We start from the raw sequence: 26,296 nt of genomic DNA on the forward strand, positions 1-26,296 counted from the left end.
CGGCGTGCCCCCGGGACGCCGCATGCCGTCGTCCGTGACGGTTGATCACTCTTGCTGTATGTGCGGCGTGTTGGGGATGTACTGTGCGGCGGCCACCCCCTCGAGATAGCCCCGGGCGCGCTCGGTGCGCGGATACGCCGTCAGCAGCTCCCAGAACGCGGGGCCGTGGCCGGGCACCAGCAGATGGGCCAGCTCGTGCAGCAGGACGTAGTCGACGACGTAGTCGGGCATGCCCCGCAGCCGGTGCGAGAGGCGGATGCTGCCCTCCGCCGGGGTGCACGAGCCCCAGCGCGTGTTCTGGTTGGTGACCCAGCGGACCGAGTCGGGCCGGGCCCGGCCGCCCAGGTACTGCGCCGACAGCCGCTCGGCGCGCTCGGCCAGCTCGGCGTCGCCGCCTCGGGCACGCCGGCTCTCCTTGGCGGCCAGCTTGTCGAGCACGGCCTCCACCCAGCGCTGCTCCTCCGCCTCGGACATGCGGGCCGGGACGAGCACGATCGTGCGGTCGCCCTCTCGGTAGGCGGAGACCGTCTTGCGGCGGCGGGCGCTTCGGCGCACCTCGACCTCGTGCGCCGCGGGACGGCTCGGCGGCGGGCTGCTGGTGCCGCGCTGCGGTGCTCCGGCGCGGCTCGTTGGTTCGACGGACACGCCTCGACGGTACCCGGCACGCGGAACGGCCGTCCCGGCCTGTGGATGACCGGGCACGCACGGTGAGCGGCCGGGCTCGCCTCCGTGCCCGCCCCGTGTGCGATCCCGGTCCGGTCCCGTCCCCGGATCGCTGCGTGCCTGGTCGGCGGGGGGTTCGTGCCGCGGGGCGGGCGCACCGCGGCCGCCGGCACCGAACGGCGCGCACGCCCTGGGACCATGCGGATCAGGCACCCGACACCGCGACCGCGACGCACATGACGGTCAGCACATATGACTGTCAGTCCCTACCTGTGGACAACTTTCGGCACAGGCCGGGCGGAACCGGCATGCTGACTATCGCCGACGGGGCGACGGCGGCGCGAGCCGACGTCGACGCTTCGTGCGGCGTTCCGCACCGTCCATCGGACTACGGGGGACCACGCATGCATCCGATGCTGAAACCCGCGCTCCGGCGCGGCTGGCGCGATCTCGACACCGTGCAGTTCGGGGTGACGCCCGCGCACGCGCTGACCCTGGGGCCGGTCGACCGCGCGACCGGCGGCTTCCTGGACCTGCTCGACGGCACGCGCGGACCGGCCCTGCTGCGGGAGGAGGGCCGACGCCTGGGGTTGCCGGAAGGACAGGTGGACCGTCTGCTGACCCGTCTGGCCGATGCCGGGCTGCTGGACGACGCTCGCGGCGGAGGACCGGCCGCGGCCGCGCTGCGGGAGAAGAAGGAGGTCATGGACCGGCTGCGCCCCGACCTGGCCTCGCTGTCCCTGGTGGCGCGCCGGCCGGGCGAGGACGCGGGCCGGCTGGCCGCCCGCCGTGATCTGCGCGTGCGGGTGCACGGCGCCGGACGTGTGGGGACGATGCTGGCCGCGCTGCTGTCCGGGGCCGGGATCGGCGAGGTGGACGTACGTGACAAGGGCTGCGTCGAGCCGTGGGACGTCGCACCGGGCGGGCTGCAGGCCGGGGCGGTCGGCGAGCGCAGGGAGACGGCCGCGCGGCGGGTGGTGCGCGGGGCGGCCCCGGACCGGCCACCGCGCCCGGCTCGCCGCGCCGGCTCCGCGGCGGGCGAGCCGGGACACGCCCTGGTGATCCTCGCCCCGCGGGACGACATCGCCGTGCACGCGCCCGACCCGGCCGATGTCGCCGAGCTGATGGCGGCGGGCACACCGCACCTGTACGCCGGGGTCGTGGAGGCCGTCGGTGTGGTGGGACCGCTCGTCCTGCCCGGACAGACCGGCTGCGCCGGGTGCCTGCACCGGTTCCGCACCGACCGGGACGGTGCCTGGCCCCGCCTGGTCGCCCAGTGGCGGTCCCGTGCACCGCGTCACGTCCGCGCCTGCGACCTGACGCTGGCCGCGACCGTCGCCGGGCTCGCAGCGGCCCATGCGCTGGCCTTCCTGGACGGCGCGACGCCGTCCTCCGCCGATGCCCGCTGGGAGGTGTCCGCGCCGGGCCTGAACTGGCACGCACGGCCGGTGCCGCCGCATCCGCACTGTCCGTGCGGGGCGGCGCGCGAACCCGTGTCCGACGACACCTCCGTACGGGACGGGCCAGGCGCGACAATGGCTGGGCAACGGCCGTCATCGGCGTCCTGCCCGCCGGCGGACGCGGCACGGCTCGCTGGGACTTGGAGGGCGCATGTCTGATCTTCCGCGGAAGGCGGTCACCCGGACCGCCAAGCTCGCCGCGCTTCCGATCGGCTTCGCCGGGAGAGCGACCTGGGGACTCGGCAAGCGGATCGTCGGCGAGTCCGCAGAGCTCGTGGGCCGCGAGCTGCAGCAGCGCACCGCCGAGCAGCTGTTCAAGGTCCTGGGCGAGCTGAAGGGCGGCGCGATGAAGTTCGGGCAGGCCCTGTCCGTCTTCGAGTCGGCGCTCCCCGAGGAGGTCGCCGGCCCCTACCGGGCCGCGCTGACCAAGCTGCAGGAGGCCGCACCGCCGATGCCGACGCGCACCGTGCACGCCGTGCTGGAGGAGCGGCTCGGCCCCGACTGGCACGAGCTGTTCGAGGAGTTCGACGACAAGCCCTCGGCGGCGGCCTCGATCGGACAGGTGCACCGGGCTGTGTGGCACGACGGCCGCGAGGTGGCGGTGAAGGTGCAGTACCCCGGTGCCGGGGACGCCCTGCTGTCCGACCTCGGGCAGCTGAGCCGGTTCGCCCGCCTGCTGGGACCGCTGGTCCCCGGCATGGACGTCAAGCCGCTGATCGCCGAGCTGCGCGACCGTGTCTCCGAGGAACTGGACTACGGCCTGGAGGCCGAGGCCCAGCAGGCGCACGCCGAGGAGTTCGCGGGCGACCCGGACGTGGTCGTGCCCGCGGTGGTCCATCAGCGCGAGCAGGTGCTGGTCACCGAGTGGATCGACGGCATCCCGCTGTCGGAGGTGATCGCGGACGGCACGCAGGAGCAGCGCGACCGCGCCGGCCAGCTGCTCGCGCGCTTCCTGTTCTCCGGCCCGGCCCGCACCGGGCTGCTGCACGCCGATCCCCATCCGGGCAACTTCCGTCTGCTGCCCGGCGGCCCGGGCGGCGAGGACGACTGGCGGCTGGGTGTGCTGGACTTCGGCACCGTCGACCGGCTGCCCGGCGGACTGCCGGAGCCGATCGGCGTCTCCCTGCGGATGACGCTGGACGGGCGGGCCGAGGAGGTCTACCGGATGCTCTGCGCGGAGGGCTTCGTCAAGGAGTCCGTCGAGCTGGACCCCGACGCCGTCCTCGACTACCTGCTGCCGATCATCGAACCGGCCCGTGTGGAGGCTTTCACCTTCACCCGGGGCTGGATGCGCGGCCAGGCGGCCCGTGTCGCCGACCCCCGCTCCCCCGCCTACCAGCTGGGCAAGCGGCTCAACCTGCCGCCCGCCTACCTGCTGATACACCGGGTGACGCTCAGCACCATCGGGGTGCTGTGCCAGCTGGGCTGCACGGTCCGGCTGAGGGAGGAACTGCGGGAGTGGCTGCCGGGCTTCGTGCCGGACGCGGAGGCCGACGAGGAGGACGCGGACGCGCTGGAGGCCTGAGCGGCCCGCCCCGGCCGGACTGCGGGCACGGGTCGACCCGCGCGCATCGTCCTTCGGCGCCCGGGAAGGTGAGGCATGTCGGCTCCGGACACGGCGCGGGGGCCGGTCCGTGCGGTCGGACCGGCCCCGAGGGAAGGGGTCGCTCGCCGTGCCTCCCGGCCGGGAGACGGGCCCTGCGCGGTTCAGGCGGTCACTGCATCACCGCCATCGCCAGCGCCCGACGGGCGCGCAGCGAGGCGCGCTCGGCGCGGCGCTGCATACGGCGGGCGGCGGCCAGGCGCGCGGCCCGGCGTTCCTGCTCCGCCTCTCGCAGTCGCTCGTTCATATGGGCACGGGCCAGGGCTTCTGGGATGAGTTGCATCGCTCGAGTCCTGTTCTGGCGCGAGGCGTTCGCGCCGGTGGTGGTGACGTCTTCGGTCGCGGAGCCTGCGGGCTCGCTGGTGGACGGCTTCATCGGGGCCTGCTTCTGGGGGTCGTGCGTGAGGGGACGGTCGATCGTTCCGGTGGCGTTCATGCGGTGACCGGGTTCTTGCGCGGGCGGCCACGCGGCCGCTTCCGGGGGACGACGACGCCCTGGACGAACAGCTCGCCACCCCAGACGCCCCAGGGCTCGCGCCGCTCCTTGGCTCCGGCGAGGCATGCCTCGATCAGCGGGCAGGTGCGGCACAGGGACTTCGCGTACTCCACGTCGGCCGGCGACTCGGCGAAGAAGACCTCCGGGTCGTAGGAGCGGCAGGGGACGGTCGCACCGAGGTTCTCGATGGCGTCGTCCAGCGCGGTCAGCGTGGTGAGAGGAGTCAAAGCAGGGTCCTCCGTGGAACCGGGCTTGGGGATCGTGTCGGAAGGCGGTACGGACGGGGCGTGCGCTTCGAGTTGCACGGGTGTCTTCCTCGTCTGGTCGTTCCGGCCGGTCGGCCGGGTGTCGGCTGGGTACCGGGTTCTGTTGTCGTCCCGAGGCCCCTTCCTCCGTCGTCCCGCATGAGGGAAAACAGAAGGGCCGCGGATCCCGGATGGGGTTCCGCGGCCCTGAAGGCGCCGGCCTGATCGTCGATCAGGCTGGATCACTCCAGGGTTGTGGCCCACGGAAAGCCCACATCAGGCTGTGCTGCTGCGTCGTCTGCATCCGGGTGACGGCACCGGTAGCCGTGAGGGCATAGGCCTGCGCCTGTACCGCTACTGCTGCCAGTGCCGTGGTCGGTCGCTCGATGCGCTCACGGGTGGCGAAGCCCGCGAACGGCAGGGAGGAGCCCGGGCGCATGCCGAGAACACCGGACAGACCGGTGCCCCGGTCCGAGGCGTCGAGCAGGCACAGGGAGGCGACCGCGTGATCGGTCGCTTTGGCGGTGCCGAAGAAGCTGTTCTTCGTCGTGATCACTGGAATCGCCTCCCTTCCGGTGTCCGGAACCGGGATGAGCCGGTTCGCAACGGATACGCAAGTACAACACGGAATCAAGGCCTCAGGAAGGCCGTTGTTTCCGTGACCAAGAACCTATGGGGCCTTCCCGGGCGCGCGCAAACTATTTTTTCGACGAGTTGGCATCAGTTCTCCGCACCGCTGCCGCCGGGCTCGCGGCCTGCGCAGATGGCGAGGACGTCGGCGCCGTGCCGGCGCAGCTTGCGGGCGAGCACTCCGGGGATGCGGGCCAGCTCCCGCTCGTCGCCCGGGACCGCCTCGGCGATCGCCATCAGCGTCCGGTCGGTGAACACGCAGAACTCCGGCTGCCCGCTGCGCCGCGCCTGCTCCTGCCGCCAGGCGCGCAGCCGCTCGTACAGGCCCTCGTCCATGTCGGAGGGGCAGTCGTCGCAGCGCAGCAGTTTGATCTCGCCGGCGTCGGTCAGGGTGCGCCCGCACACCCGACAGCGGGCCGGGGTGCGCCGGGTGCGCCGCGGCGGGGCGGCGTACGGGTCGTCGTAGGGGTCGGTGCCCGCCGGCATGGAGCCGTGGCCGCGATCGATGCCGCCGGCGGCGGGCGCGGTGCCGCGGGCGGCGAGGGCGGGCGAGCCGGGGCGCAGCCCGTCGAGGAAGCGGCTGGGGCGGCGGTTCGGGCGCCCGCCGGGCGAGCGGCTCAGCGACCAGGAGACGTACAGCCGCTCGCGGGCACGGGTGATCCCGACGTACAGCAGGCGGCGTTCCTCCTCGATCTGCTGCTCCGTCCGGGCGTAGCTGATCGGGATCATGCCCTCGGCGACGCCGACCAGGAAGACCGCGTCCCACTCCAGGCCCTTGGCCGCGTGCAGGGAGGCGAGGGTGACGCCCTGGACGGTGGGGGCGTGCTGGGTGTTCATCCGCTCGTCCAGCTCGGTCATCAGGTCGCCGAGGCCGGCGCCCGGGTGGGCGGCGGCGAAGTCGCGGGCGAGGTTCACCAGGGCGGCCAGGGACTCCCAGCGGTCGCGGACGGCGCCCGAGCGGGCGGGGGGCTCCGGGGTCCAGCCCTCGCCGGACAGCACGGCCCGGACCTGGGAGGGCAGGTCGTCGGCGTCGTCCAGGAGAGCGTCGTTGCCGCCGAAGCGGGCGGCGGCGCGCAGGGAGACCAGCGCCTTGCGCACCTCGGGACGTTCGAAGAACCGTTCGGCGCCGCGCAGCTGGTAGGGGACGCCCGCGTCGGCGAGGGCCTGTTCGTAGGTCTCGGACTGGGCGTTGGTGCGGAACAGCACGGCGATCTCGCTCGCGGGGACACCGGAGGCGATGAGGTCGCGGATGCGGCGGGCCGCGTCCTCGGCCTCGGCGACCTCGTCGGGATGCTCGGTGAACACCGGCTCCGGCCCGGCCGGGCGCTGGGAGACCAGTGCCAGCCGGTGGTCGGCGGCCCGGCCGCGGGCCTGGGCGAGCAGGGCGTTGGCGAGGTGGACGACCTGCGGGGTGGAGCGGTAGTCGCGGACCAGCCGGACGACCGTGGCACCGGGGTGGCGGAGGCGGAAGTCGAGGAGATGGTCGGGGGTGGCGCCGGTGAACGAGTAGATGGTCTGGCCGGCGTCGCCGACGACGCACAGGTTGTCCCGATCGCCGAGCCACAGCTCCAGCAGGCGCTGCTGCAGCGGGCTGACGTCCTGGTATTCGTCCACCACGAAGTGCTGGTACTGGGCGCGCACCTGTTCGGCGATGTCGCGGCGGTCCTGCAGGATGCCCACGGTGAGCAGCAGGACGTCCTCGAAGTCGATGATCCCGCGCTCCCGCTTGAGGTCCTCGTAGACGGAGTACAGCCGGGCGATCTCGGCGGGGTCGCGGGGGGCCTCGCGGCCGGCCTTGTCGGCCGCGAGCGCGTAGTCGGCCGGGACGGTCTGGGTGACCTTGGCCCACTCGATCTCCGCGGTGACGTCCCGCAACTCGGTCCGGTCCAGGCGCAGGCCGCAGGCGGCGGCCGCGTCCGCGACCACGGGGACCTTGCGGTCGATCAGCCGGGGCATGGCACCGCCGACCGCCTTCGGCCAGAAGTACTGCAGCTGGCGCAGGGCGGCCGAGTGGAAGGTGCGGGCCTGCACGCCGTGCGCGCCGAGCCGGCGCAGCCGGCCGCGCATCTCCCCGGCGGCACGGTTGGTGAAGGTGACGGCCAGCACGCTGGTCGGCTGGAGGATCCCGGCGCGCACCCCGTAGGCGATGCGGTGGGTGATGGCGCGGGTCTTGCCCGTGCCGGCGCCGGCCAGCACGCACACCGGTCCGTGCAGCGCGGTCGCCACCTCGCGCTGCTCGGGGTCCAGCCCGTCGAGCACCGCGTCGGCAGAGTCCGGTACCTGCGGGAAGAGGGTGGAATGCGTTGCTGCTGTCACAGGGCCATGCTGCCAGGTCGCGAGGGAAGGCCGAGCCGGTTGTCCACAGGGGAGCCACTGCGGTCGTACTGATACGACTGATACAGCTGGTGTGATCGGCCCGTGCTGTGCCCGCGTGCGAGAGGCACCACGGCACCGCGTGCGACAGGCGTCACAGCGCCGTGTGCGACAGGCGTCACAGCGCCGTGTGCGACAGGCGTCACAGCGCCGTGTGCGACAGGCGTCACAGCGCCGTGTGCGACAGGCGTCACAGCGCCGTGTGCGAGAGGTGTCACAGCGCCGTGACCGCCGCGCCGGGGCGCCTGTGCCCGGGGCGGGCGGATACCCCCCGTGGGAATGCGGTGCCGTCGCCGGACGTTCCCTCTCTGCGACCATGAACGTCCCCGACCCGCCGAAGGAGCGCGAGAGACATGCCGGGCACCGTGACGATGTACAGCACGACGTGGTGCGGCTACTGCCGCCGGCTCAAGAGCCAGCTGGACCGTGAGGGCATCGCGTACACCGAGATCAACATCGAGCAGGACCCGGAGTCCGCGGCCTTCGTCGAGAAGGCGAACGGCGGGAACCAGACCGTGCCGACCGTGCTGTTCGAGGACGGCACCACGCTGACGAACCCGTCGCTGGCCCAGGTCAAGGCGAAGATCGGCGTCGCCTGACGCCACCGGCGCGCCAGAACGGAAGGGCGCACTCCGGCCGTCCCGCCCGGAGTGCGCCCTTCCCGTGTCACCGGCTGCGTCCGCGCCCTCGCGCCGCGCCGTTCACACCGCGCTGCGCGTCGGCAGCGGCTCGCCGTACCACAGTTCGATGAGCCGGGCCGCGATGGAGATGCCGTACGGCGGCAGGACCTCGCCGGACTCGAAGGCGGCCCGCAGCTCCTCCCGGGAGAACCAGCGGGCGTCCTGGATCTCGTCGCCGTCGACCCGGATGTCGGTGGTGGTGGCACGGGCCATGAAGCCCAGCATCAGACTGGAGGGGAACGGCCAGGGCTGGCTGGCGACGTACTCCACCTCGCCGACGGCGATGCCGACCTCCTCCTGCACCTCGCGGCGCACCGACTGCTCGATGGACTCGCCCGGCTCGACGAAACCGGCGAGGGTCGAGAAGCGGCCCTCGGGCCAGTGCACCTGGCGGCCCAGCAGGAGGCGGTCCTCCTGGTCGGTGACCGCCATGATCACCGCCGGGTCGGTCCGCGGGTAGTGCTCGGCACCGCAGGCCGGGCAGCGGCGGATGTGCCCGGCGGCGGCGATGACGGTGCGCTCGCCGCAGCGGGAGCAGAAGCGGTGCAGCCGCTGCCAGTTCTCCAGGGCGACCGCGTGCACCATCAGGCCGGCGTCGCGGTCGGAGAGCAGCAGGCCGGCCTCGCGCAGGCCCGCCGGGCGCGCGGACTGGTCCATGCGGCCGGGCAGGGAGTCCTTCTGCAGCGCGAAGTAGCTGACGCCGTCGGCGTCGGTGCCGAGGAAGTAGCGGTGCGACTCGGTGAGCGGCGCCTCGAAGGACGGGGTCATCACCAGCTCGGTGCGGCCGTCGGGCGTCTCGTCGATGAGCACCTGTCCGCCGGAGACCACGAAGCAGCGGGTCGAGGGGTGGCTCCAGGCGGCGGCGAGCCACGCCTCGTCGAGGCGGTGGTGGGCGGCACGGTCGATGCCGCTGGGCGCGGTCAGCGAGATGGGGCGGTCGGCGGTGCGGTCGGTCCAGGTGGTCACGTGTGCTTCCAACTTCCGCGGTGCGGGCGGTGGTGGGTTCGGCGGCGGTTCGACGGGACGTGCGGCGGGCGGCGATCGGGTCCGGCGGGGCCGTGAGGCGGTGCGGGGCGGCCCTACCAGTGTGCCCGGGCCGCGGAGGCGGCCCGGGCGGGGACGGAGTCAGGGGACATCGCGCCAGTGGGCGGCGAGATCGCCCCACAGGTACGCGCTGGTCTCGACGCCCTTGAGCAGCAGATCCAGCTCGACCTTCTCGTTCGGCGCGTGCCAGCCGTCGGAGGGGACGGAGATGCCCAGGAAGAGCACGGGCGCCCCGAGGACCTCCTGCAGATCGGCGGCCGGCCCGGAGCCGCCCTCGCGGGTGAAACGGACCGGGCTGGCGAAGGCCCGGCTCATGGACCGGGCCAGGGACTGGAGCGCCGGGTGGTCCAGCGGGGTCAGACAGGGGCGGGTGGCCGAGCCGAAGACGATCTCGTGCCGGATGCCGGCGGGCACCTGGTCGGCGGCCCAGGCGCGGACGGCCTTCTCGATGTGGTCCGGGTCCTGTCCGGCGACCAGCCGGAAGGAGAGCTTCACCATCGCCGTGGACGGGATGATCGTCTTGCTGCCGGGCCCCTGGTAGCCGCCGCCGATGCCGTTGACCTCGGCGGTGGGGCGGGCCCAGATGCGCTCCAGGGTGGTGTAGCCGGCCTCGCCGTGCAGGGCGTGGGAGCGGGCGGTCCGCAGCCACTGCTGCTCGTCGAAGGGCAGCTCGGCGAAAAGTTCCCGCTCACGGTCGGTGAGCTCCACGACACCGTCGTAGAAGCCGGGGACCGCCACGCGTCCCTGCTCGTCGTGCAGGGCCGCCACCAGCCGGGCGGCGGCGGTCGCCGGGTTGGGCACGGCGCCGCCGAAGGAGCCGGAGTGGATGTCCTGGTCGGGGCCGTACAGCCGGATCTCGCACTCGGCCAGGCCGCGCATGCCGGTGCACACCGTGGGGGTGTCCTCGGACCACATGCCGGTGTCGGAGACGATCACCGCGTCGGCGGCGAGCCGGTCCGCGTGCTCCTCGACGAGCTGCCGGAAGTGCGGGGAGCCGGACTCCTCCTCGCCCTCGATCAGCAGCTTGAGGTGGACCGCCGGGCTGGTGCGGCCGGTGGCGGCGAGGTGGGCGCGCACACCGAGGGTGTGGAAGAACACCTGGCCCTTGTCGTCGGCGGCCCCGCGGGCGTGGAGCCGGCCGTCGCGCACGACCGGCTCGAAGGGCTCGGTGTCCCAGCCGTCCTCGCGGGCCGCGGGCTGCACGTCGTGGTGGCCGTAGACCAGGACCGTGGGGGCGCCGGGGTCGTCGCTGGGCCACTCGGCGTAGACGGCCGGGGCGCCCGCGGTCTCCCAGACCTCGGCGACGGAAAAGCCGGTCTCTTGCAGCTTGGCGGCGAGCCAGTCGGCGCTGCGGCGTACGTCGGGCGCGTGGTCGGGCTGCGCCGACACGGAGGGGATGCGCAGCCACTCGGCGAGGTCGTCGAGGAAGGCGGCACGGTGCTGCTCGATGTACGTACGGACGGCCTTGTCCGGGGTCTGGCTCATGCATACGAGCCTATCGGCCCGCAAGGGCATCCCCTTCGGGCGGTTCGTCACACTGCGGTTCGTCACGCTGTGGCTCGTCCGCCGGCTCCCCGAGGATCAGGCGCTCCAGCGCGGCCCGGTCGGGCAGGTCGCCCGGCCGCACCACCTCGCCGGTGCGCACGTACACGAACGCGGCGCCGACCCGTTCCAGCGGAACGCCCTGCTGCTCCGCCCAGGCCAGCCGGTAGACGGCGAGCTGGAGCGGGTCGGCGGTGGGCGAGCGGTTCGTCTTCCAGTCGACGATCTCGTAGCGCGCCTCGTCGCCGTCGCCCTCCTTGTAGACGGCGTCGATCCGGCCGCGCACGACACGGCCCGCGATCTCCGTCTGGAAGGGCGCCTCCACCCGGTAGGGCGTGCGGTGCGCGTACGCGGTGCGCTCGAAGCCCTCCTTCAGGGCCTCCAGGTCACGTTCGTCGGCGATCTCCGCGTCCGCGCCGGGCAGCTCCTCGGGCTCCAGCAGGGGCAGCGGCAGCTCCTCGAAGCGGCTTTCCACCCAGGCGTGGAAACGGGTGCCCCGGCGCGCGGCGGGTTGCGGGGGGCGCGGCATGGGCCGCGCGAGTTCCCGTGCGAACCCGTCGGGGTCGCGGGCCAGGTGCAGCACCTGGGACGCGGTCAGGCTGCTGGGCAGGGGGACCTCGGTGACGGCCTGCCGGGCGCGGCGCAGCTCCCCGGTGAGCGCCTCCAGGTCGCGGTCCCAGGAGGCGACCAACCGGGCCTCCTCGGGCGTGAGGGGCTCCTCCTCAGGCCCGGGGCCGGTTCCGGGTGCGAGCGGCTGCCCGTCCCGTGGTGACGCCTGGCGGGGCACGGTGGGCAGGGCGGGGTTCCGGGCAGGGTCGCGGGCCTCGCGGCCGGGCGGGGCGCCGGGAGCACCGGGGGCGGCCGGGGTGTCCGGAACCTCCAGGCCGTCCAGTACGTCGAGGTCGGCGGGCACGCCGGAGGCGTCGAGGTCCTCGAGGTCCTCGGGCAGATCAGGACCGTCGGGTCCCTCGGGGTCCTCGGGGTCCTCGGGCAGGCTTGCACCACCCGGGTCTCCAGGGAGTTCGTCGTACGGCGGCTCGTCGTACAGCAGCTCCTCGTCCGGCAGCTCGTCGTACGGCGGCTCGTCGTACTCGTCGTACGGCGGCTCCTCGTCCTCCGGTGGCGGCGGGGGCCAGTCCGGGTCGTCGTAGGTGGAGGCGGCCGGCTCGGGGGCGGGCGCGCCGGAGGGGGCAGGTACCCGGGCTTGCCCGGGTCCGGCGTCCGTGCGGCCGGCGAGCTCGTCCAGGTGGGCGAGGACGGTCGCGGCGGCCGCGCGGCGGCGGGCCAGCGCGGTCTCGTCCAGGGGCAGCGGCCAGACGTGCTCGGCGGCGGCCCGGCCGAGGGCCGGGTTCTCCTCGCCCTCGGCCGGCGGGTCCGCCCACACCTCGATCTCCCCGCCTCCGGCGGCGCAGTGCTGGTACAGGGCGAGCAGGAAGTCGGACGGCCCGCGGGGCTTCTTCTGGCTGGGGCCCCACCAGTGGCCGGAGCCGAGCAGCAGGGAGCGGGGGCGGGTGAAGGTGACGTAGCCCAGGCGCAGCTCCTCGGTGAGCTGGTGTTCCTTCATCGCCTCGTGGAAGGCCTTCAGGCCGCGCGCGTCCCAGTCGGTGACGTCGGGGAGGGTGTCGGCGTCGCCGCGCAGCGCGTGCGGGAGGACTCTGCTCTGCGCGGTCCACTTCTCGCGGCCCTGGCTGCTGGGGAAGGTGCCTTCGACCAGGCCGGGGACGGCGACGACGTCCCACTCCAGGCCCTTGGCGCGGTGGGCGGTGAGCACCTTGACGGTGTTCTCTCCGCCGGGCAGGGGGTTGTCCAGGCCCTTGTCGTACTGGGCGGCGGTGCGCAGGAAGCCGAGGAAGGACAGCAGGGTGGCCTCGTTGTCGTCGGCGGCGAAGGAGGCGGCGACGTCCAGGAAGTTCGACAGGGTCTCGCGACGGCGGGCGGCCAGGGCGTGCGGGGAGGCCGCCAGCTCCACCTCCAGGCCGGTGACGGCCAGGATGCGGTGCAGGACGTCCATGAGCGGGTCGGACAGGGAGCGTCGCAGGTCGCGCAGTTCCGCGGCGAGGCGGGCGAACCGGACCCGGGCCTGCGGGGAGAACGGCAGCCCGTCGTCGTCGCCGCGGCCGTCCAGGGGGGTCTCCAGGAAGGTGTCGAGCGCGTCCGCCAACGAGATCACCTCGGCGGGGTCGACGCCCTGGACGGCTTCGGCGAGCCGCCGGTCGGGGTCGTCGTCGTCCGCGCGCGACCGGGCGACGAGCAGCCGGGCCCGCCGGCCGAGCAGGGCCAGGTCGCGTGGGCCGATGCGCCAGCGCGGGCCGGTGAGCAACCGCACCAAGGCGGCGTTGGCCCCGGGGTCCTGCAGCACCTCGCAGACGGCGACGAGATCGGCGACCTCGGGCAGGTGCAGCAGGCCGGACAGGCCCACCACCTCCACCGGCACGTCCCGGGCGACCAGGGCGCCCTGGATCTCGGCGAAGTCGCCCGCCGTGCGGCACAGCACCGCGATCTCGCCGGGTGCGGTGCCGGTGCGCACCAGGTGGGCGATGGAGTCGGCGATCCAGTCGATCTCCTCGGCGTGGGTGGGCAGCAGGGCGCAGCGCACCAGGCCGTCGCGTTCGGCGCCGGGCGCGGGGCGCAGCGCCTGGACGCCCTCGTGCATCGCGCGCAACGGTGCGGCGAGCCCGTTGGCGAGGTGGAGGAGGCGGCCGCCGCTGCGGCGGTTCTCGCTGAGCGCCTGCCGGGTGGCGGGGCGGCCGTCGGCGTGCGGGAAGTGCTCGGGGAAGTCGTCGAGGTTGGCCACGGAGGCGCCGCGCCAGCCGTAGATCGCCTGGCAGGGGTCGCCGACGGCGGTGACGGGGTGGCCGGTGCCGCCGCCGAAGAGGCCGGCCAGCAGCACACGCTGGGCGACGGAGGTGTCCTGGTACTCGTCGAGGAGGACCACCCGGAACTCCTCTCGCAGGATGCGGCCGACCTCCGGGAGCCGGGCGACGCGGGCCGCGAGGGCGATCTGGTCGCCGAAGTCGAGCAGATCCCGTTCGCGTTTGGCGGCGCGGTAGCGCAGCACCAGCTCGGCCAGCTCACGGCGGGCGGCGGCCGTCTCGGGGACCTTGCGCAGGTCGGCGTTGGAGAGCTTGACGCCCTCCAGGGTGCGCAGCAGGCCGGCGTCCCAGTCGCGCAGCTCCTCGGGGTCCACCAGGTGTTCGGACAGCTCGGCGTCCAGGGCCAGCAGGTCGCCGACCAGGTCGGGGAAGGAGCGGGTGAGCGCCGGGTACGGGCCGGGTGCCTCGCGCAGGACGCGGGCGGCGAGCTGGTAGCGGGTGGCGTCGGCCAGCAGCCGGGTGGTGGGCTCCAGGCCGATGCGCAGGCCGTGGTCGGTGAGCAGGCGGCCGGCGAAGGCGTGGTAGGTGGAGACGACCGGCTCGCCGGGCGGGTCGTCCGGGCCGACGGCGTCGGGGTGGGTGACGCCCGCCTTGACCAGGGCCGTGCGGACACGTTCGGCCAGCTCGCCGGCTGCCTTGTTGGTGAAGGTCAGGCCGAGGACCTGGTCGGGGGCGACCTGCCCGGTGCCGACCAGCCACACCACGCGGGCCGCCATGACCGTGGTCTTGCCGGACCCGGCGCCGGCCACGATCACCTGCGGGGCGGGCGGCGCGGTGATGCAGGCCGTCTGCTCCGGGGTGAACGGAATCCCGAGCAGCTCCTTGAGCTGTTCGGGATCGGTGATTCGGGCGGGCACGGTGAAGAGGCTAACGGCGGGCACCGACAGCCGGGTCCCGCGCACCCCTCAGCGGGCACGAACGTGCTGGTCATGGGGTGTGGTGGGGTGCGTCACGCGCCCTGCTTCCGCCCTCCGCGGCCGGCCGCCGGCGCTCACCCCACGGACACTCACTCCACGACGTGGCGGCCCTCCGGCCGGGCGCTGCACGAGGCGCGGAACGCGCAGTGGGTGCAGTGCTGCCCGGTCGCCGGGGTGAACCGCTCGTCGAGTACCTTGCCGGCGGCGGTGGCCAGCAGCTCGCCGACCCACTGCCCGTCCTCGTCGAGCGACTGCTGCGCCTGCACCTTGGGCAGCGTCTCGCCGCCGTCCTTCCGGGCCGCGCCGAGACGCAGATGGACCAGTTCGGCGCCGCCCGGCTCGGGCCGCCGGCCGTCGAAGAGACCGTCGACGGCGCCCTCGCGGACGGCGAGCTGGTAGACGGCGAGCTGCGGATGACGGGTCACCTCGGCCGAGGTGGGCGCCTGCTTGCCGGTCTTGAAGTCGACGACGTAGGCGCGGCCCTCGCCGTCGGCCTCCACCCGGTCCATGGAGCCGCGCACCCGCACCTCGTAGTCGCCCGCCTTCAGGGTCACGTCGAACTCGTGCTCGCTGCCGACGGGCGTGCGGCCGCCGCGTTCCAGGACGTGCCAGCGCAGGAAGCGTTCCAGGGCCGCGCGGGCCTGCTCCTTCTCCTGCGCCGACTTCCACGGCGCGTCGAAGGCGAGCGCGTTCCACACCGTCTCCAGGCGTTCCATGAGGACGGCCAGGTCGGCAGGGGTGCGGCCGGAGGCGACCTCGTCGGCGAGGACGTGCACCACGTTGCCGAAGCCCTGGGCGGCGCTCGCGGGAGTGTCGGCCTTCACCTCGCGGCCGAGGAACCACTGCAGGGCGCAGGTGTTGGCGAGCTGGTCCAGGGCGCTCGCGGACAGGGCGACGGGCCGGTCGCGGTCGCGCAGCGGCACCGCGTTCGCGGTCTGCTCGGCCAGCCCCCACCAGCGGTCGGGGTGGGCGGCGGGGACCAGCGGGCGGCCCTCGTCGTCGGTGAGGGCGGCGAGCCGGGCCAGACGGCGCGCGGCGGCCCGGCGCAGTGCGTCCGAGGCGTCGGGGTCGACGGTGAAGGCGCGCAGCTCGGCGACGAGCGCGGCCACGGACAACGGGCGGCGGGGACGTCCGGTGACGTCCTTGGGGGTGACGCCCAGCTCGGTCAGGAAGCGGGAGGGCTGGTCGCCGTCGTCCGCGGCGGACTTCACCGCGGTGACGACGAGCCGCTCCCGGGCGCGGGTGGCGGCCACGTAGAACAGCCGGCGTTCCTCCGCCAGCAGCGCGCCGGGGCTGAGCGGTTCGGCGAGCCCGTCGCGGCCGATGCGGTCGGCCTCCAGCAGGGAGCCGCGGCGCCGCAGGTCCGGCCACAGCCCTTCCTGCACGCCGGCGACGACGACCAGCCGCCACTGCAGGCCCTTGGCGCGGTGCGCCGTCATCAGCCGCACCGCGTCGGGGCGCACGGCGCGCCGGGTGAGCGTGTCGGCGGCGATGTCCTGCGCCTCGATCTCCTCCAGGAAGTTCAGCGCGCCCCGGCCGCCGGTGCGCTCCTCGGCGCGCGCGGCGGTGGCGAACAGCGCGCACACGGCGTCCAGGTCCCGATCGGCGTTGCGCCCGGCGGCGCCGCCGCGCCGGGCCGCGCGTTCCAGGCGCGCCGGCCACGGCGTGCCCTGCCACAGCTCCCACAGCACCTCCTCGGCGCCGGCGCCGGCGGCCAGGCGCTCCCGGGCCGTGCGCAGCAGCGCGCCGAGCCGCTGGGCGCCGCGCGCATACGTCGGGTCGTGCGCGACGAGGCGTTCGGGCTCGGCCAGGGCCCGGGCGAGCAGCTGGTCCGAGGGCGGCGGCAGGGGGTTGCCCGCGGCCCGCTCCTCCTCGCGCAGGGCGCGGCCCAGGCGGCGCAGATCCGCGGTGTCCATGCCGGCCAGGGGCGAGGTGAGCAGGGTGAGCGCGGTGTCGGTGTCCAGCCAGCAGTCGTCCGGGCCGGGAACGGGTTCCGCAACGGCGGAAGTCCTGTCGCTGCCGGGCGCGGCTGCCGGCTCACCGCCGGGCCGGGCGCCGTCCACCGCCTCGCCGTCCGCGGCCTCGGTCGCCTCGCCGTCCGCGGCCTCGGTGTGTGTCCGGTGCCGTACCTCCGCCGTGGCCACGGCACGCAGCGCGGTCAGCAGCGGCGCCACCGCCGGTTCGTGGCGCAGGGGCACGTCGTCGCCGTCGACGTCCACCGGCACCCCGGCCGTGGTCAGCGCCCGGCGCAGGGTGGGCAGGCTGCGCGCGCCGGCGCGCACCAGGACGGCCATCTCGCCCCACGGCACGCCGTCCTCCAGGTGGGCGCGGCGCAGCAGGTCGGCGATGTTGTCCACCTCGGCGCCCGCCGTCGGATACGTGTACACCTCGACACGGCCGCCGTCCCGGGCCGGGATCAGCTCCCGGTGGGCGCGGACCTGGGCGGCCGGGAGCCGGGTCAGCGGCATGCGCCGGGCCAGCTCCCGGGTCGCGGCGAGCAGGGCGGCGCCGGAGCGCCGGGAGGTGCGCAGCACGGCGACGGGCGCCGGGCTGCCGTCCGCGCACCGGAAGGTCTGCGGGAACTGCAGGATGCCGTTCACGTCCGCGCCCCGGAAGGCGTAGATCGACTGGTCGGGGTCGCCGAAGGCGACCAGGGTGCGGCCGTCCCCGGCCAGGGCCCGCAGCAGCCGCACCTGCGCCGGGTCGGTGTCCTGGTACTCGTCGACGTAGACCGCGTCGTACTGCTCGACGAGCCGGCGCGCGACCTCGGGCCGCCGGGCCAGCAGCACGGCGCGGTGGACCAGCTCGGCGTAGTCGATCACGCCCTGCAGGTCGAGGACGTCCAGGTACTCCGCGAGGAAGGCGGCCGCGGCGTGCCAGTCGGGGCGGCCGATACGGCGGGCGAAGGCCGCGAGCTCCCCGGGGCCGAGTCCCAGCTCGCGGCTGCGGGCGAGCACCGCGCGGACCTCGTCGGCGAAGCCGCGGGTGGTCAGGCAGGCGCGCAGCTCGTCCGGCCAGCGCACATGGGCCAGGCCGAGCCGTTCCAGGTCGACCTGGCCGGCCAGCAGCTCGCGCACGGTGACGTCCTGCTCGGGACCGGACAGCAGCCGCAGCGGCTCCACGAACAGTCCGCTGTCCTGGTGGGCGCGGACCAGGGCGTAGCAGAAGGAATGGAAGGTGGTGGCGCGGGGAGCACGGGCGGCCCCGGTGCGCTGGGCCATGCGGTCGCGCAGCTCGACGGCCGCCTTGCGGCTGAAGGTGAGCACCAGGATCCGCTCCGGGTCCTGTCCCCGGGCGATCCGTGCGGCCACGGACTCGACGAGCGTGGTGGTCTTGCCGGTGCCGGGGCCTGCCAGGACGAGCAGCGGTCCGCTCGCATGGTCAACCACGGCGCGCTGGGCGGCGTCCAGACGAGGGGGCTCGGGCCTGCTCGGCGGGGTGCGGACCAGCCGGTAGGCGCCACGGTCCCGCTGCCGCGCCGACGGGGGCGGCAGCTGCCTGGTGGTGGGGGAGGAACTGCTCACGTGGGTCGCCGGTCCTGGTGGGTGTGCGGGGGTGTGCCGACTGCGGGCGCCGCGGCCGGCGGGCCGGGCCGTCGGCCGGCCGGGGCGGTGGACGCGGGCCGAGGGAAGCGGGTGCGGAGGACCGTGGGCCGGTGTCCGTGCCCGGTGCGGAAGCGGGGCCTGCCCGCCCTCACCGCTGCCGGCGCTGTCACCGTGGTGACGTTCGTCTCCCGCGGCACAGCGGTCACCTTCTCTCCGGTCCCACACGACGGCCGCACGGCCGGGGCGGCCGGGACGGGCGCCGCTCACGGCGGTCTCCCGCGTCCCGCGCCGCGCACGGATCCCCCGGCGCACGGGCCGCACACGGATCCCTCGGCCTACGAACCTACGGCATGGCGCGGGCGTGCCCGCACGCGCCCGTGCCCGGCAGGGGCTCCCCTCGGCCCGGGCGGACGGCGAAGAATGTCAGGTGTGACCCCGCGCACGTCCGCCGTCGCGGCCGTCCCAGCGGGCGCGCCGCATGTCGAGGCGCGGCAGGTGGCCTTCGGCTCTGTCGCCCGCCTCCTTCAGGGGGGTGCCCTCGTCCCGGTAGTGGGCGAGGGCGCGCAGTTCGTGGCCGGGCAGCAGCACCCCGTCCGCGCGGACGACCCGCCACCAGGGCACCGCCCCGCCGTAGAGGGCCATGACACGGCCGACCTGCCGGGGGCCCTGCTCCCCCAGCCATTCGGCTATGTCCCCGTAGGTCAGGACGCGACCCGGCGGGATGCGCTCGGCCACCTCCAGGACCCGCTCGGCGAACTCGGGCAGCGCCGGGGCGGGCCCGGCCCGGCTGCCGTCGTCGTCCGAAAGGCTCACGTCGCTCATCCGTCCCATCCTGCCCGATGCCACCGACAGCGGGGGCTGGCCGTGCCACCGTGCGCCCCTCGCACCGGTCGGGCGTGTCGGGCAGACTGTCGGATCCCGCAAATGCACCCGATGTCCCCGTGTGTCGGTGCGGCATGCCACCATCGTGCGGGCGGTGACCGGTGATACGAGACCGAGAAGAGACCATGAAGCAGCAGGGCGCGCACCCCGACGACGGCGCGGAGGGCAGCTCCGGCGCGTCGGCACGCCCGGACACCGGCCGGCCGCACGACGCCCGCGAGGCCGCCCAGCGCACGACGCCGCTGGAGCCGACGGCACAGCAGCAGGCGGTCGCCCCGGAGAAGAAGACGACCGCGAAGCCGACCGCGCAGAAGGTCCCCCGGACGGCGGCGACGGAACGGACCACAGCCGCCGTCCGGACCGGCCCGGCCGCTCAGGGGCCGGACGACGACGCCGACGTCGCGCACGTCGACGGGCTGGAGGGCGACGAGCCGCTGCTGCCCGCCCGGGTGCACCGTCCCTCGGACCTGATGCGGCTGGTGGTGGGCGTGCTCGCCATCGCGCTGCTGCTGGCGGTCGCCGCGTTCGCCCACGGCACCACCTCCGGCCTGGAACAGGACATCACCAAGGGCACCGGGCGGGCGCCCGACCTGCTGATCAAGTTCGCCGGGCTGGCGTCCAGCATCGCGATCCTCCTGGTCCCGGTCGCCTTCGCGATCGAACGGCTGATCAAACGGGACGGGCTGCGGATCGCCGACGGTGTGCTGGCGGCGGTGCTCGCCCACGGGGTGACGCTCACCACGGACCTGTGGGTGGCCAGAGCCGCACCGGACTCGATCCAGGAGGCGCTCACCCAGCCCTCCCCCGCCGACGTCCACGCCCTGACCGACCCCGTGCACGGCTACCTCGCCCCGGTCATCGCATACATGACCGCGGTCGGGATGTCCCGCAGACCCCGCTGGCGCTCGGTGCTGTGGATCGTGCTGCTGCTCGACGCCTTCTCGATGCTGGTCACCGGCTACACCACGGCGTTCTCGATCGTGCTGACGGTGCTCATCGGCTGGTCCGTCGCCTACGGCACCCTGTACGCGGTCGGCTCGCCGAACGTGCGGCCGACCGGACGGACACTGATCGCCGGACTGCGCACGGTCGGTTTCCACCCGGTGAGCGCGGCCCGGGTGGGCGCGGCGGAGACCGCGGACAACGGCGACCGCGGCCGGCGTTACTTCGTCACCCTGGAGGACGGGCCGCCGCTGGACGTCACGGTCGTCGACCGCGAGCAGCAGGCCCAGGGCTTCTTCTACCGGCTGTGGCGCAACCTCACCCTGCGCGGCTTCGCCACCCGCTCCAGCCTGCAGTCGCTGCGGCAGGCCCTGGAGCAGGAGGCGCTGCTCGCCTACGCCGCGATCGCGGCCGGGGCCAACGCGCCGAAGCTGATCGCGACCTCCGAGCTGGGACCGGACGCGGTGATGCTCGTCTACGAGCATGTCGGCGGACGCACCCTGGACTCGCTGGCGGACGAGGAGATCACCGACGAGCTGCTGCACCACGCCTGGGAACAGGTGCGGGCGCTGCAGTCCCGGCGGATCGCGCACCGCAGGCTGACGGGTGACGCGATCCTGGTGGATCGTTCCGGCGCGGTGATCCTCACGGATCTGCGCGGCGGCGAGATCGCCGCCGGTGATCTGCTGCTGCGGATGGACGTCGCCCAGCTGCTGACCACGCTGGGCCTGCGGGTGGGCGCCGAGCGAGCCGTGGCCTCCGCGGTCGCCGTCCTCGGCCCTGACGCCGTGGCCGACTGCCTGCCCATGCTGCAGCCCATCGCGCTGTCCCGCTCCACCCGCGCCACGCTGCGCCGGCTGGCCCGGGAGCGGGCGCAGCGGGAACGCGAGGCGGTGCTGGAGGCGTCGCGGCAGGCGAAGCTGGCCCGGCTGGAACAGGCGGCACGCGACGCCGGCCCGGACCCGTCCACCGGTTCGAGCACGGACATCCCCACGAACCCCGACAAAGCGGCCAAGCTGGCCAAGAAGGCCGAGCGGGCCGAGGCACGGGCGGAGAAACGGGCCATCGACGAGGCCCTGGAGGAGGCCCGCGAGGAGGACCTGCTCTCCCAGATCCGCCGCCAGGTGCTGCGGATCAGGCCGCAGGCGCCGGTGGAGCCGGCCCGGCTGGAGCGGGTGCGGCCGCGCACGCTGATCAGTTTCATCGCGGGCGCCATCGGCGCGTACTACCTGCTGTCCCAGCTGACGCACATCAAGTTCGGCACCCTCTTCGCCCACGCCGAGTGGGGCTGGCTGGCGGCGGCGGTGGCGTTCTCGGCCCTGAGCTATGTGGCGGCGGCGATGGGCCTGCTCGGCTTCGTGCCGGAGCGGGTGCCGTTCCCGCGCACCGTGGCCGCGCAGGTCGCCGGGTCGTTCGTGAAGATCGTGGCACCGGCGGCGGTCGGCGGCGTGGCCCTGAACACGCGGTTTCTGCAACGGGCGGGCGTGCGGCCGGGCCTGGCGGTGGCGAGCGTGGGCGCCTCGCAGCTGGTCGGGCTGGGCTGCCACATCCTGATGCTGCTGTCCTTCGGCTACCTCACGGGCACCGAGAAGACGCCGTCGCTCACCCCGTCCCGGACCGTGATCGCGGGCCTGCTGACGGTCGCGGTCCTGGTGCTGGTGGTCACCTCGGTGCCGTTCCTGCGCAAGTTCGTCGTCACCCGCGTCCGGTCGCTGTTCGCGGGGGTGGTGCCGCGCATGCTGGACGTGCTGCAGCGGCCCCAGAAGCTGATCACCGGCATCGGCGGCACCCTGCTGCTGACCGGCTGCTTCGTGATGTGCCTGGACGCCTCCATCCGGGCGTTCGGCGACGAGACGACCTCACTGAGCATCGCCAGTGTCGCCGTGGTCTTCCTCGCCGGCAACGCCCTGGGCTCCGCCGCGCCGACGCCGGGCGGTGTGGGTGCCGTCGAGGCGACCCTGACGGTCGGTCTGATCGCCGTGGGCCTGCCGAAGGAGGTCGCCGCGCCCGCGGTGCTGATGTTCCGCCTGCTCACCCTGTGGCTGCCGGTGCTGCCGGGCTGGCTGGCCTTCAACCACCTCACCCGCAAGGGAGCCCTGTAGTCATCCGGGTGCCCTGCAGGCTTCGGGCGTTCCACAGCCGTCCCCCGGACGGATCGTGTCCCGCGCGGCCGTCCACGTGCGGGGCGACGATGGGGGCATGCAGAAGCCGCACGGGCTGCGCGCAGCCGCTGTGACGACGACCGCCGTGCTGCTGTCCGCCCTGTTGGCGGGGTGCGGCGGCGACAACCGAGACGCCGGAGTTCCGGTCACCGCGGTCCGCGGTGGCACCGGGACGAACCTGGCGGCCCAGAAGCTGGACTGGAAGGACTGCCCCGCCCCGTCCGAGGCGGAGGGCGGCGGCACCGCGCCGAGCCCGCTGCCGGGCGGCACCCGGTGGCAGTGCGCCACCCTGCGGGCCCCGCTCGACTGGAACGAGCCCCACGGCGAGACCATCGACATCGCCCTGATCAGGGCGAAGGCCGCCGGCCCCGGCAAGCGCATCGGCTCCCTCATCTTCAACTTCGGCGGCCCCGGCGGCTCCGGCGTCACCTCGCTGCCCGCCTTCGCGTCCGACTACGAACCCCTGCGCGCCCGCTTCGACCTGGTCAGCTTCGACCCGCGCGGGGTCGGCCGCAGCGCACCCGTGAAGTGCCTGAGCGACGCGGAACTCGACCGGTACTTCCAGCAGGACGCCACCCCCGACGACGCCGCCGAGACCGCCACGTATCTGCGGAACACCGAGACGTTCAACAAGGCGTGCGCGAAGAACTCCGCCCGCATCCTGCCCCACGTCCGCACCACCGACGTGGCCCGCGACCTGGACCTGATGCGCCAGGTCCTCGGCGACGACAAGCTGTACTACTTCGGCATCTCCTACGGCACCGAGCTGGGCGGCGTCTACGCCCACCTGTTCCCGCGCACCGTGGGCCGGGCCGTCTTCGACGCCGTGGTCGACCCCACCAAGGACCCCAAGCAGAGCGCGCTCGGCCAGGCCAAGGGCTTCGAGCGGGCCCTGGAGAACTTCGCGAACGACTGCGCCGCCCACCTCGACGACTGCCCCATCGGCACCTCCGCCCAGGACGTCAAGGACCGGATCGCCCGTTTCCTGAAGGACCTCGACAGCAAGCCGATCCCAGGAGTCCCCCCGCGGAAACTGACCCAGACGGCGGCGACCAACGGCATCGCCCAGTCCCTGTACTCCGAGGCCTTCTGGCCGTACCTCACCGAGGGACTCGAACAGGCCTACGACGGCGACGGCAGGATCCTCCTGCTGCTGTCCGACGCGATGAACGGACGCGACGAGGACGGCCACTACAGCAACGTCATCCCGGCCAACGGCGCCGTCAACTGCGCCGACGACAAGCCCCGCTACACCGTCGCCGACGTCGAGCGCAGTCTGCCCGAGTTCCGGGCGGCCTCCCCGGTGTTCGGCGACTTCCTGGCCTGGGGCATGCTCAGCTGCACCGCCTGGCCCGTCCCGGGCGCCGCCGACCGACCCGACGTCAGTGCCCCGGGTTCGGCCCCCATCCTGGTCGTGGGCAACACCGGCGACCCGGCCACCCCCTACGAAGGCGCCAGGAACATGGCGCGCGCTCTCGGCGAGGGCGTCGGCGTCGAACTCACCTACCACGGCCAGGGCCACGGCGCCTACGACAGCGGCAACCAGTGCGTGCAGCGCACGGTGAACGCTTATCTGCTGGAGGGGAAGGTGCCGAAGGACGGGGCGGTGTGCACCTGAGAGCGGGACGGCGCCGAAAAGGTCCGTTCCAGCTCGCCCGCCCCCATCGCAGAAGCCCACGGCCCCGCCACCGCGGAACCGTGGGCTTCCTCCGCCTCACCGGAAAGCGAGCCTCGCCCCGCAGCGAACCCCTCCGGTCAGTACACCGGCTTGTCCGGCTCGATCTGGTTGACCCAGCCGATGACGCCGCCGCCGACGTGGACGGCGTCGGAGAAGCCGGCGGACTTCAGGACGGCGAGGACTTCCGCACTGCGGACACCCGTCTTGCAGTGCAAGACGATCTTCTTGTCCTGCGGGAGGGTCTCCAGGGCGTTGCCCATGAGGAACTCGTTCTTCGGGATCAGCCGGGCGCCCGGGATGGAGACGATCTCGTACTCGTTCGGCTCACGGACGTCGATGATCTCGATGTTCTCGCCGTCGTCGATCCACTGCTTCAGCTGCTTCGGCGTGATCGTGGAGTCGGCGGCCGCCGCCTGAGCCTCGTCGGAGACGACGCCGCAGAAGGCCTCGTAGTCGATGAGCTCGGTGACGGTCGGGTTCGTGCCGCAGACCGCGCAGTCGGGGTCCTTGCGGACCTTGACCTGGCGGTACTGCATCTCCAGGGCGTCGTAGATCATCAGGCGGCCGACCAGCGGCTCGCCGGTGCCGGTGAGCAGCTTGATGGCCTCGGTGACCTGGATGGAGCCGATGGAGGAGCACAGCACGCCGAGCACGCCGCCCTCGGCGCAGGAGGGAACCATGCCGGGGGGCGGGGGCTCCGGGTAGAGGCACCGGTAGCAGGGGCCGTGCTCGGACCAGAAGACGGACGCCTGGCCGTCGAAGCGGTAGATCGAACCCCAGATGTACGGCTTGTTGAGCAGCACGCACGCGTCGTTGACCAGGTAACGGGTCGCGAAGTTGTCCGTGCCGTCGATGATCAGGTCGTACTGGCTGAAGATGCCCATCACGTTGTCGGCCTCGAGCCGCTCTTCGTGAAGGACGACGTTCACGTACGGGTTGATGCCCTTGATGGTGTCGCGCGCGGACTCGGCCTTGGAGCGCCCGACATCCGACTGGCTGTGGATGATCTGGCGCTGCAGGTTCGACTCGTCGACCTCGTCGAACTCCACGATGCCGAGCGTGCCGACGCCGGCCGCGGCCAGGTACATCAGGGCGGGCGAGCCCAGGCCACCGGCGCCCACACAGAGCACCTTGGCGTTCTTCAGCCGCTTCTGCCCGGCCATCCCGACATCCGGGATGATCAGGTGGCGGGAGTACCTGCGGACCTCGTCTACGGTGAGCTCATCAGCTGGCTCGACCAGGGGTGGCAGCGACACGGGGACTCCGTTGGTCGGTCATTCACTACGGTTGTCTCTCCGTAACACTGCCACGCGCCTTTTCATTCCGAGACAGCCGTTTCGCTCCCCGAGACGGATCTGTCCCGAAGGGCGGTCGTGGCCGCCCGGCGGGTGGGCGCCCTCGGCGTGGGTCACCGGGGCACGCCCGCCGTCGTCGCCGCTGCCGTGCGGGTCACATACGGCACGCGGCCTCCATCCAGATGTCGGCGAGGGACTCCTCCAGGCTGATCCGGGGGCGCCAGCCGAGCCGGTCCCGTGCGGTCCGCACGTCGGCCTGCTGCCAGGCGCCGCAGCCGTCCGGGTAGGGGTAGGCGACCGGGAGCGGGTGGTCGGGGTCGCCGCTGCGCGGGTGGCCGATGGCGGGACGGTGGTGGGGTCCGGGCGGGGCGTCGAGTTCGTGGAGCACACCGCTGTAGCCGGCGACGCGGGCGAGCACGGCGGCGGCGTCGCGCAGCCGGACGGCACGGCCGGAGCCGATGTTGATGATGCCCTGGGCGGCCGACAGGGAGGCGGCGTGCACGGCGCGGGCGACGTCGCGGACGTCCACGAAGTCCCGCTGGACGCCGAGTCCGCCGAGTTTGAGATCGCCGTCGCCGGACTGCATGGCGCGGCGCAGGGCCTCGGCGAGCCGGCCGAGCGGTGAGGCGGCCGGGGTGCCGGGGCCGGCCGGCGAGAACACGCGCAGCACGACGGCGTCCAGTCCGGAGCCGAGGACCAGTTCGGTGGCGGCGAGTTTGCTGACCCCGTACGGTCCGCCGGGCCGGGGAACGGCGTCCTCGGCGGTGGAGGAGCCGGGCTGGCTGGGCCCGTACTCGGCGCTGCACCCGACCTGCACCAGGCGGGCGCCGCAGCCGCTGCGGCGCAGCGCCTCGCAGACGGTGGCGACGGCGACGGTGTTGTGCCGGGTCAGGTCGCGGGCGTTGCCCCGGGTGGTACCGGCGCAGTTGATGACGACGCCGGGCTGGATGGCGTCGAGGAACCGGGTGAGCGCGCCGGGGCTGCCGGTGGACAGGTCGAAGCGGACGTCGGCGTCGTCGCCCCGGCCGAGCGCGGTCAGCTGGACGGCGGGATCGGCGAGCAGGCGTTCGGCGACGAACCGGCCGAGGTGTCCGTTGGCTCCGATCAGCAGGACCCTCATCGGACGGCTCCCGGGGTGTGCGCCGCGGCGGCGTCGGTTGCTCCGGGTCGGATGGTGGTCATCTGGTCTTCTCCTTCATGTGCGTCACGTTCCTGTGCGTCACGCCTTCGCGCAGGTGGTGGTGGGGCGGCCCGTCCCGGGCCGGC

17 protein-coding genes are annotated in these 26,296 nt (G+C 73.9%); 5 read left to right on the top strand and 12 right to left on the bottom strand.

All coding sequences use genetic code 11. From position 1 onward, the window contains the following. Positions 1–45: 45 nt before the first annotated feature. Positions 46–645, bottom strand: coding sequence for a M48 family metallopeptidase (locus OG899_RS08350; RefSeq protein ID WP_125497858.1), 600 nt, complete (start codon positions 643–645; stop codon positions 46–48). 422 nt (positions 646–1,067) lie between these two features. Here OG899_RS08350 and OG899_RS08355 point away from each other — a divergent pair, with 422 nt between their 5' ends. Continuing rightward, the gene (locus tag OG899_RS08355; protein ID WP_189428034.1) at positions 1,068–2,282 is read left to right on the top strand and encodes a TOMM precursor leader peptide-binding protein; all 1,215 of its coding nucleotides are present in this window, start codon (positions 1,068–1,070) and stop codon (positions 2,280–2,282) included. Then, on the top strand, positions 2,275–3,648 hold the full coding sequence (locus tag OG899_RS08360; protein WP_125497860.1) for an AarF/ABC1/UbiB kinase family protein: 1,374 nt from the start codon (positions 2,275–2,277) through the stop codon (positions 3,646–3,648). Before OG899_RS08355 ends, OG899_RS08360 begins: the two co-directional genes overlap by 8 nt. A 190-nt stretch (positions 3,649–3,838) precedes the next feature. Here OG899_RS08360 and OG899_RS08365 read toward each other — a convergent pair whose 3' ends face one another. The 4 genes from OG899_RS08365 to OG899_RS08380 all read right to left on the bottom strand — a co-directional run bounded on the left by OG899_RS08365 (position 3,839) and on the right by OG899_RS08380 (position 7,413). Next, positions 3,839–4,162 (bottom strand): hypothetical protein, encoded by a 324-nt coding sequence (locus OG899_RS08365; protein ID WP_125497861.1) that lies wholly within the window; start codon positions 4,160–4,162, stop codon positions 3,839–3,841. Then, positions 4,159–4,527: a WhiB family transcriptional regulator gene (locus OG899_RS08370; RefSeq protein ID WP_125497862.1), complete on the bottom strand. Its 369-nt coding sequence runs from the start codon at positions 4,525–4,527 to the stop codon at positions 4,159–4,161. The genes OG899_RS08365 and OG899_RS08370 overlap by 4 nt, the downstream gene beginning before the upstream one ends. Positions 4,528–4,699: 172 nt before the next feature. After that, positions 4,700–5,023: a hypothetical protein gene (locus tag OG899_RS08375; RefSeq protein ID WP_125497863.1), complete on the bottom strand. Its 324-nt coding sequence runs from the start codon at positions 5,021–5,023 to the stop codon at positions 4,700–4,702. A 164-nt stretch (positions 5,024–5,187) separates the two neighbouring features. Then, complete coding sequence (locus tag OG899_RS08380; RefSeq protein WP_229814102.1) at positions 5,188–7,413, bottom strand: ATP-dependent DNA helicase UvrD2; 2,226 nt, start codon at positions 7,411–7,413, stop codon at positions 5,188–5,190. A 410-nt stretch (positions 7,414–7,823) separates the two neighbouring features. Between OG899_RS08380 and OG899_RS08385 the strand changes: the two genes are divergently transcribed. After that, positions 7,824–8,069 (top strand): mycoredoxin, encoded by a 246-nt coding sequence (locus tag OG899_RS08385; RefSeq protein ID WP_125497864.1) that lies wholly within the window; start codon positions 7,824–7,826, stop codon positions 8,067–8,069. Between the two features lie 102 nt (positions 8,070–8,171). On the opposite strand, the gene nudC is transcribed toward OG899_RS08385, so the two are convergent. The 5 genes from nudC to OG899_RS08410 all read right to left on the bottom strand — a co-directional run bounded on the left by nudC (position 8,172) and on the right by OG899_RS08410 (position 18,893). After that, positions 8,172–9,116, bottom strand: a complete 945-nt coding sequence (gene nudC / locus OG899_RS08390; protein ID WP_125497865.1) for an NAD(+) diphosphatase — start codon at positions 9,114–9,116, stop codon at positions 8,172–8,174. A gap of 159 nt (positions 9,117–9,275) precedes the next feature. Continuing rightward, positions 9,276–10,679 carry a dipeptidase gene (locus OG899_RS08395; RefSeq protein ID WP_125497866.1) on the bottom strand — a complete coding sequence of 468 codons (1,404 nt, stop codon included), beginning with the start codon at positions 10,677–10,679 and terminating at the stop codon, positions 9,276–9,278. Between the two features lie 10 nt (positions 10,680–10,689). After that, a complete protein-coding gene (locus tag OG899_RS08400) occupies positions 10,690–14,466 on the bottom strand; it encodes a UvrD-helicase domain-containing protein (RefSeq protein ID WP_406310966.1) in 3,777 nt (1,258 codons plus the stop codon). A gap of 149 nt (positions 14,467–14,615) precedes the next feature. Then, positions 14,616–18,050, bottom strand: coding sequence for an ATP-dependent helicase (locus OG899_RS08405; RefSeq protein WP_406310967.1), 3,435 nt, complete (start codon positions 18,048–18,050; stop codon positions 14,616–14,618). Positions 18,051–18,494: 444 nt separating this feature from the next. Then, a complete protein-coding gene (locus OG899_RS08410; RefSeq protein ID WP_168131588.1) occupies positions 18,495–18,893 on the bottom strand; it encodes an MGMT family protein in 399 nt (132 codons plus the stop codon). 185 nt (positions 18,894–19,078) lie between these two features. Between OG899_RS08410 and OG899_RS08415 the strand changes: the two genes are divergently transcribed. Continuing rightward, positions 19,079–21,997, top strand: coding sequence for a lysylphosphatidylglycerol synthase domain-containing protein (locus OG899_RS08415; RefSeq protein ID WP_406310968.1), 2,919 nt, complete (start codon positions 19,079–19,081; stop codon positions 21,995–21,997). 97 nt (positions 21,998–22,094) lie between these two features. Then, positions 22,095–23,675: an alpha/beta hydrolase gene (locus OG899_RS08420; RefSeq protein ID WP_125500433.1), complete on the top strand. Its 1,581-nt coding sequence runs from the start codon at positions 22,095–22,097 to the stop codon at positions 23,673–23,675. Positions 23,676–23,812: 137 nt separating this feature from the next. Here the strand turns inward: OG899_RS08420 and moeZ are convergent, their stop codons facing one another. After that, complete coding sequence (gene moeZ / locus OG899_RS08425; RefSeq protein ID WP_125500434.1) at positions 23,813–24,991, bottom strand: adenylyltransferase/sulfurtransferase MoeZ; 1,179 nt, start codon at positions 24,989–24,991, stop codon at positions 23,813–23,815. Positions 24,992–25,184: 193 nt separating this feature from the next. Further along, on the bottom strand, positions 25,185–26,150 hold the full coding sequence (locus tag OG899_RS08430; protein WP_125500435.1) for an NAD(P)-dependent oxidoreductase: 966 nt from the start codon (positions 26,148–26,150) through the stop codon (positions 25,185–25,187). Between the last annotated feature and the right edge of the window lie 146 nt (positions 26,151–26,296).

Source organism: Streptomyces thermoviolaceus, assembly GCF_045209695.1.
GTDB lineage: Bacteria > Actinomycetota > Actinomycetes > Streptomycetales > Streptomycetaceae > Streptomyces > Streptomyces thermoviolaceus.

What these genes read in the sequence shown, in the direction of transcription:
- OG899_RS08365 (WP_125497861.1), bottom strand. Translation starts at nt 4,162, where the DNA reads ATGAACGCCACCGGAACGATCGACCGTCCCCTCACGCACGACCCCCAG.
- OG899_RS08430 (WP_125500435.1), bottom strand. Translation starts at nt 26,150, where the DNA reads ATGAGGGTCCTGCTGATCGGAGCCAACGGACACCTCGGCCGGTTCGTC.
- OG899_RS08385 (WP_125497864.1), top strand. Translation starts at nt 7,824, where the DNA reads ATGCCGGGCACCGTGACGATGTACAGCACGACGTGGTGCGGCTACTGC.
- OG899_RS08420 (WP_125500433.1), top strand. Translation starts at nt 22,095, where the DNA reads ATGCAGAAGCCGCACGGGCTGCGCGCAGCCGCTGTGACGACGACCGCC.
- OG899_RS08360 (WP_125497860.1), top strand. Translation starts at nt 2,275, where the DNA reads ATGTCTGATCTTCCGCGGAAGGCGGTCACCCGGACCGCCAAGCTCGCC.
- OG899_RS08410 (WP_168131588.1), bottom strand. Translation starts at nt 18,893, where the DNA reads ATGAGCGACGTGAGCCTTTCGGACGACGACGGCAGCCGGGCCGGGCCC.
- OG899_RS08415 (WP_406310968.1), top strand. Translation starts at nt 19,079, where the DNA reads ATGAAGCAGCAGGGCGCGCACCCCGACGACGGCGCGGAGGGCAGCTCC.
- OG899_RS08395 (WP_125497866.1), bottom strand. Translation starts at nt 10,679, where the DNA reads ATGAGCCAGACCCCGGACAAGGCCGTCCGTACGTACATCGAGCAGCAC.
- OG899_RS08355 (WP_189428034.1), top strand. Translation starts at nt 1,068, where the DNA reads ATGCATCCGATGCTGAAACCCGCGCTCCGGCGCGGCTGGCGCGATCTC.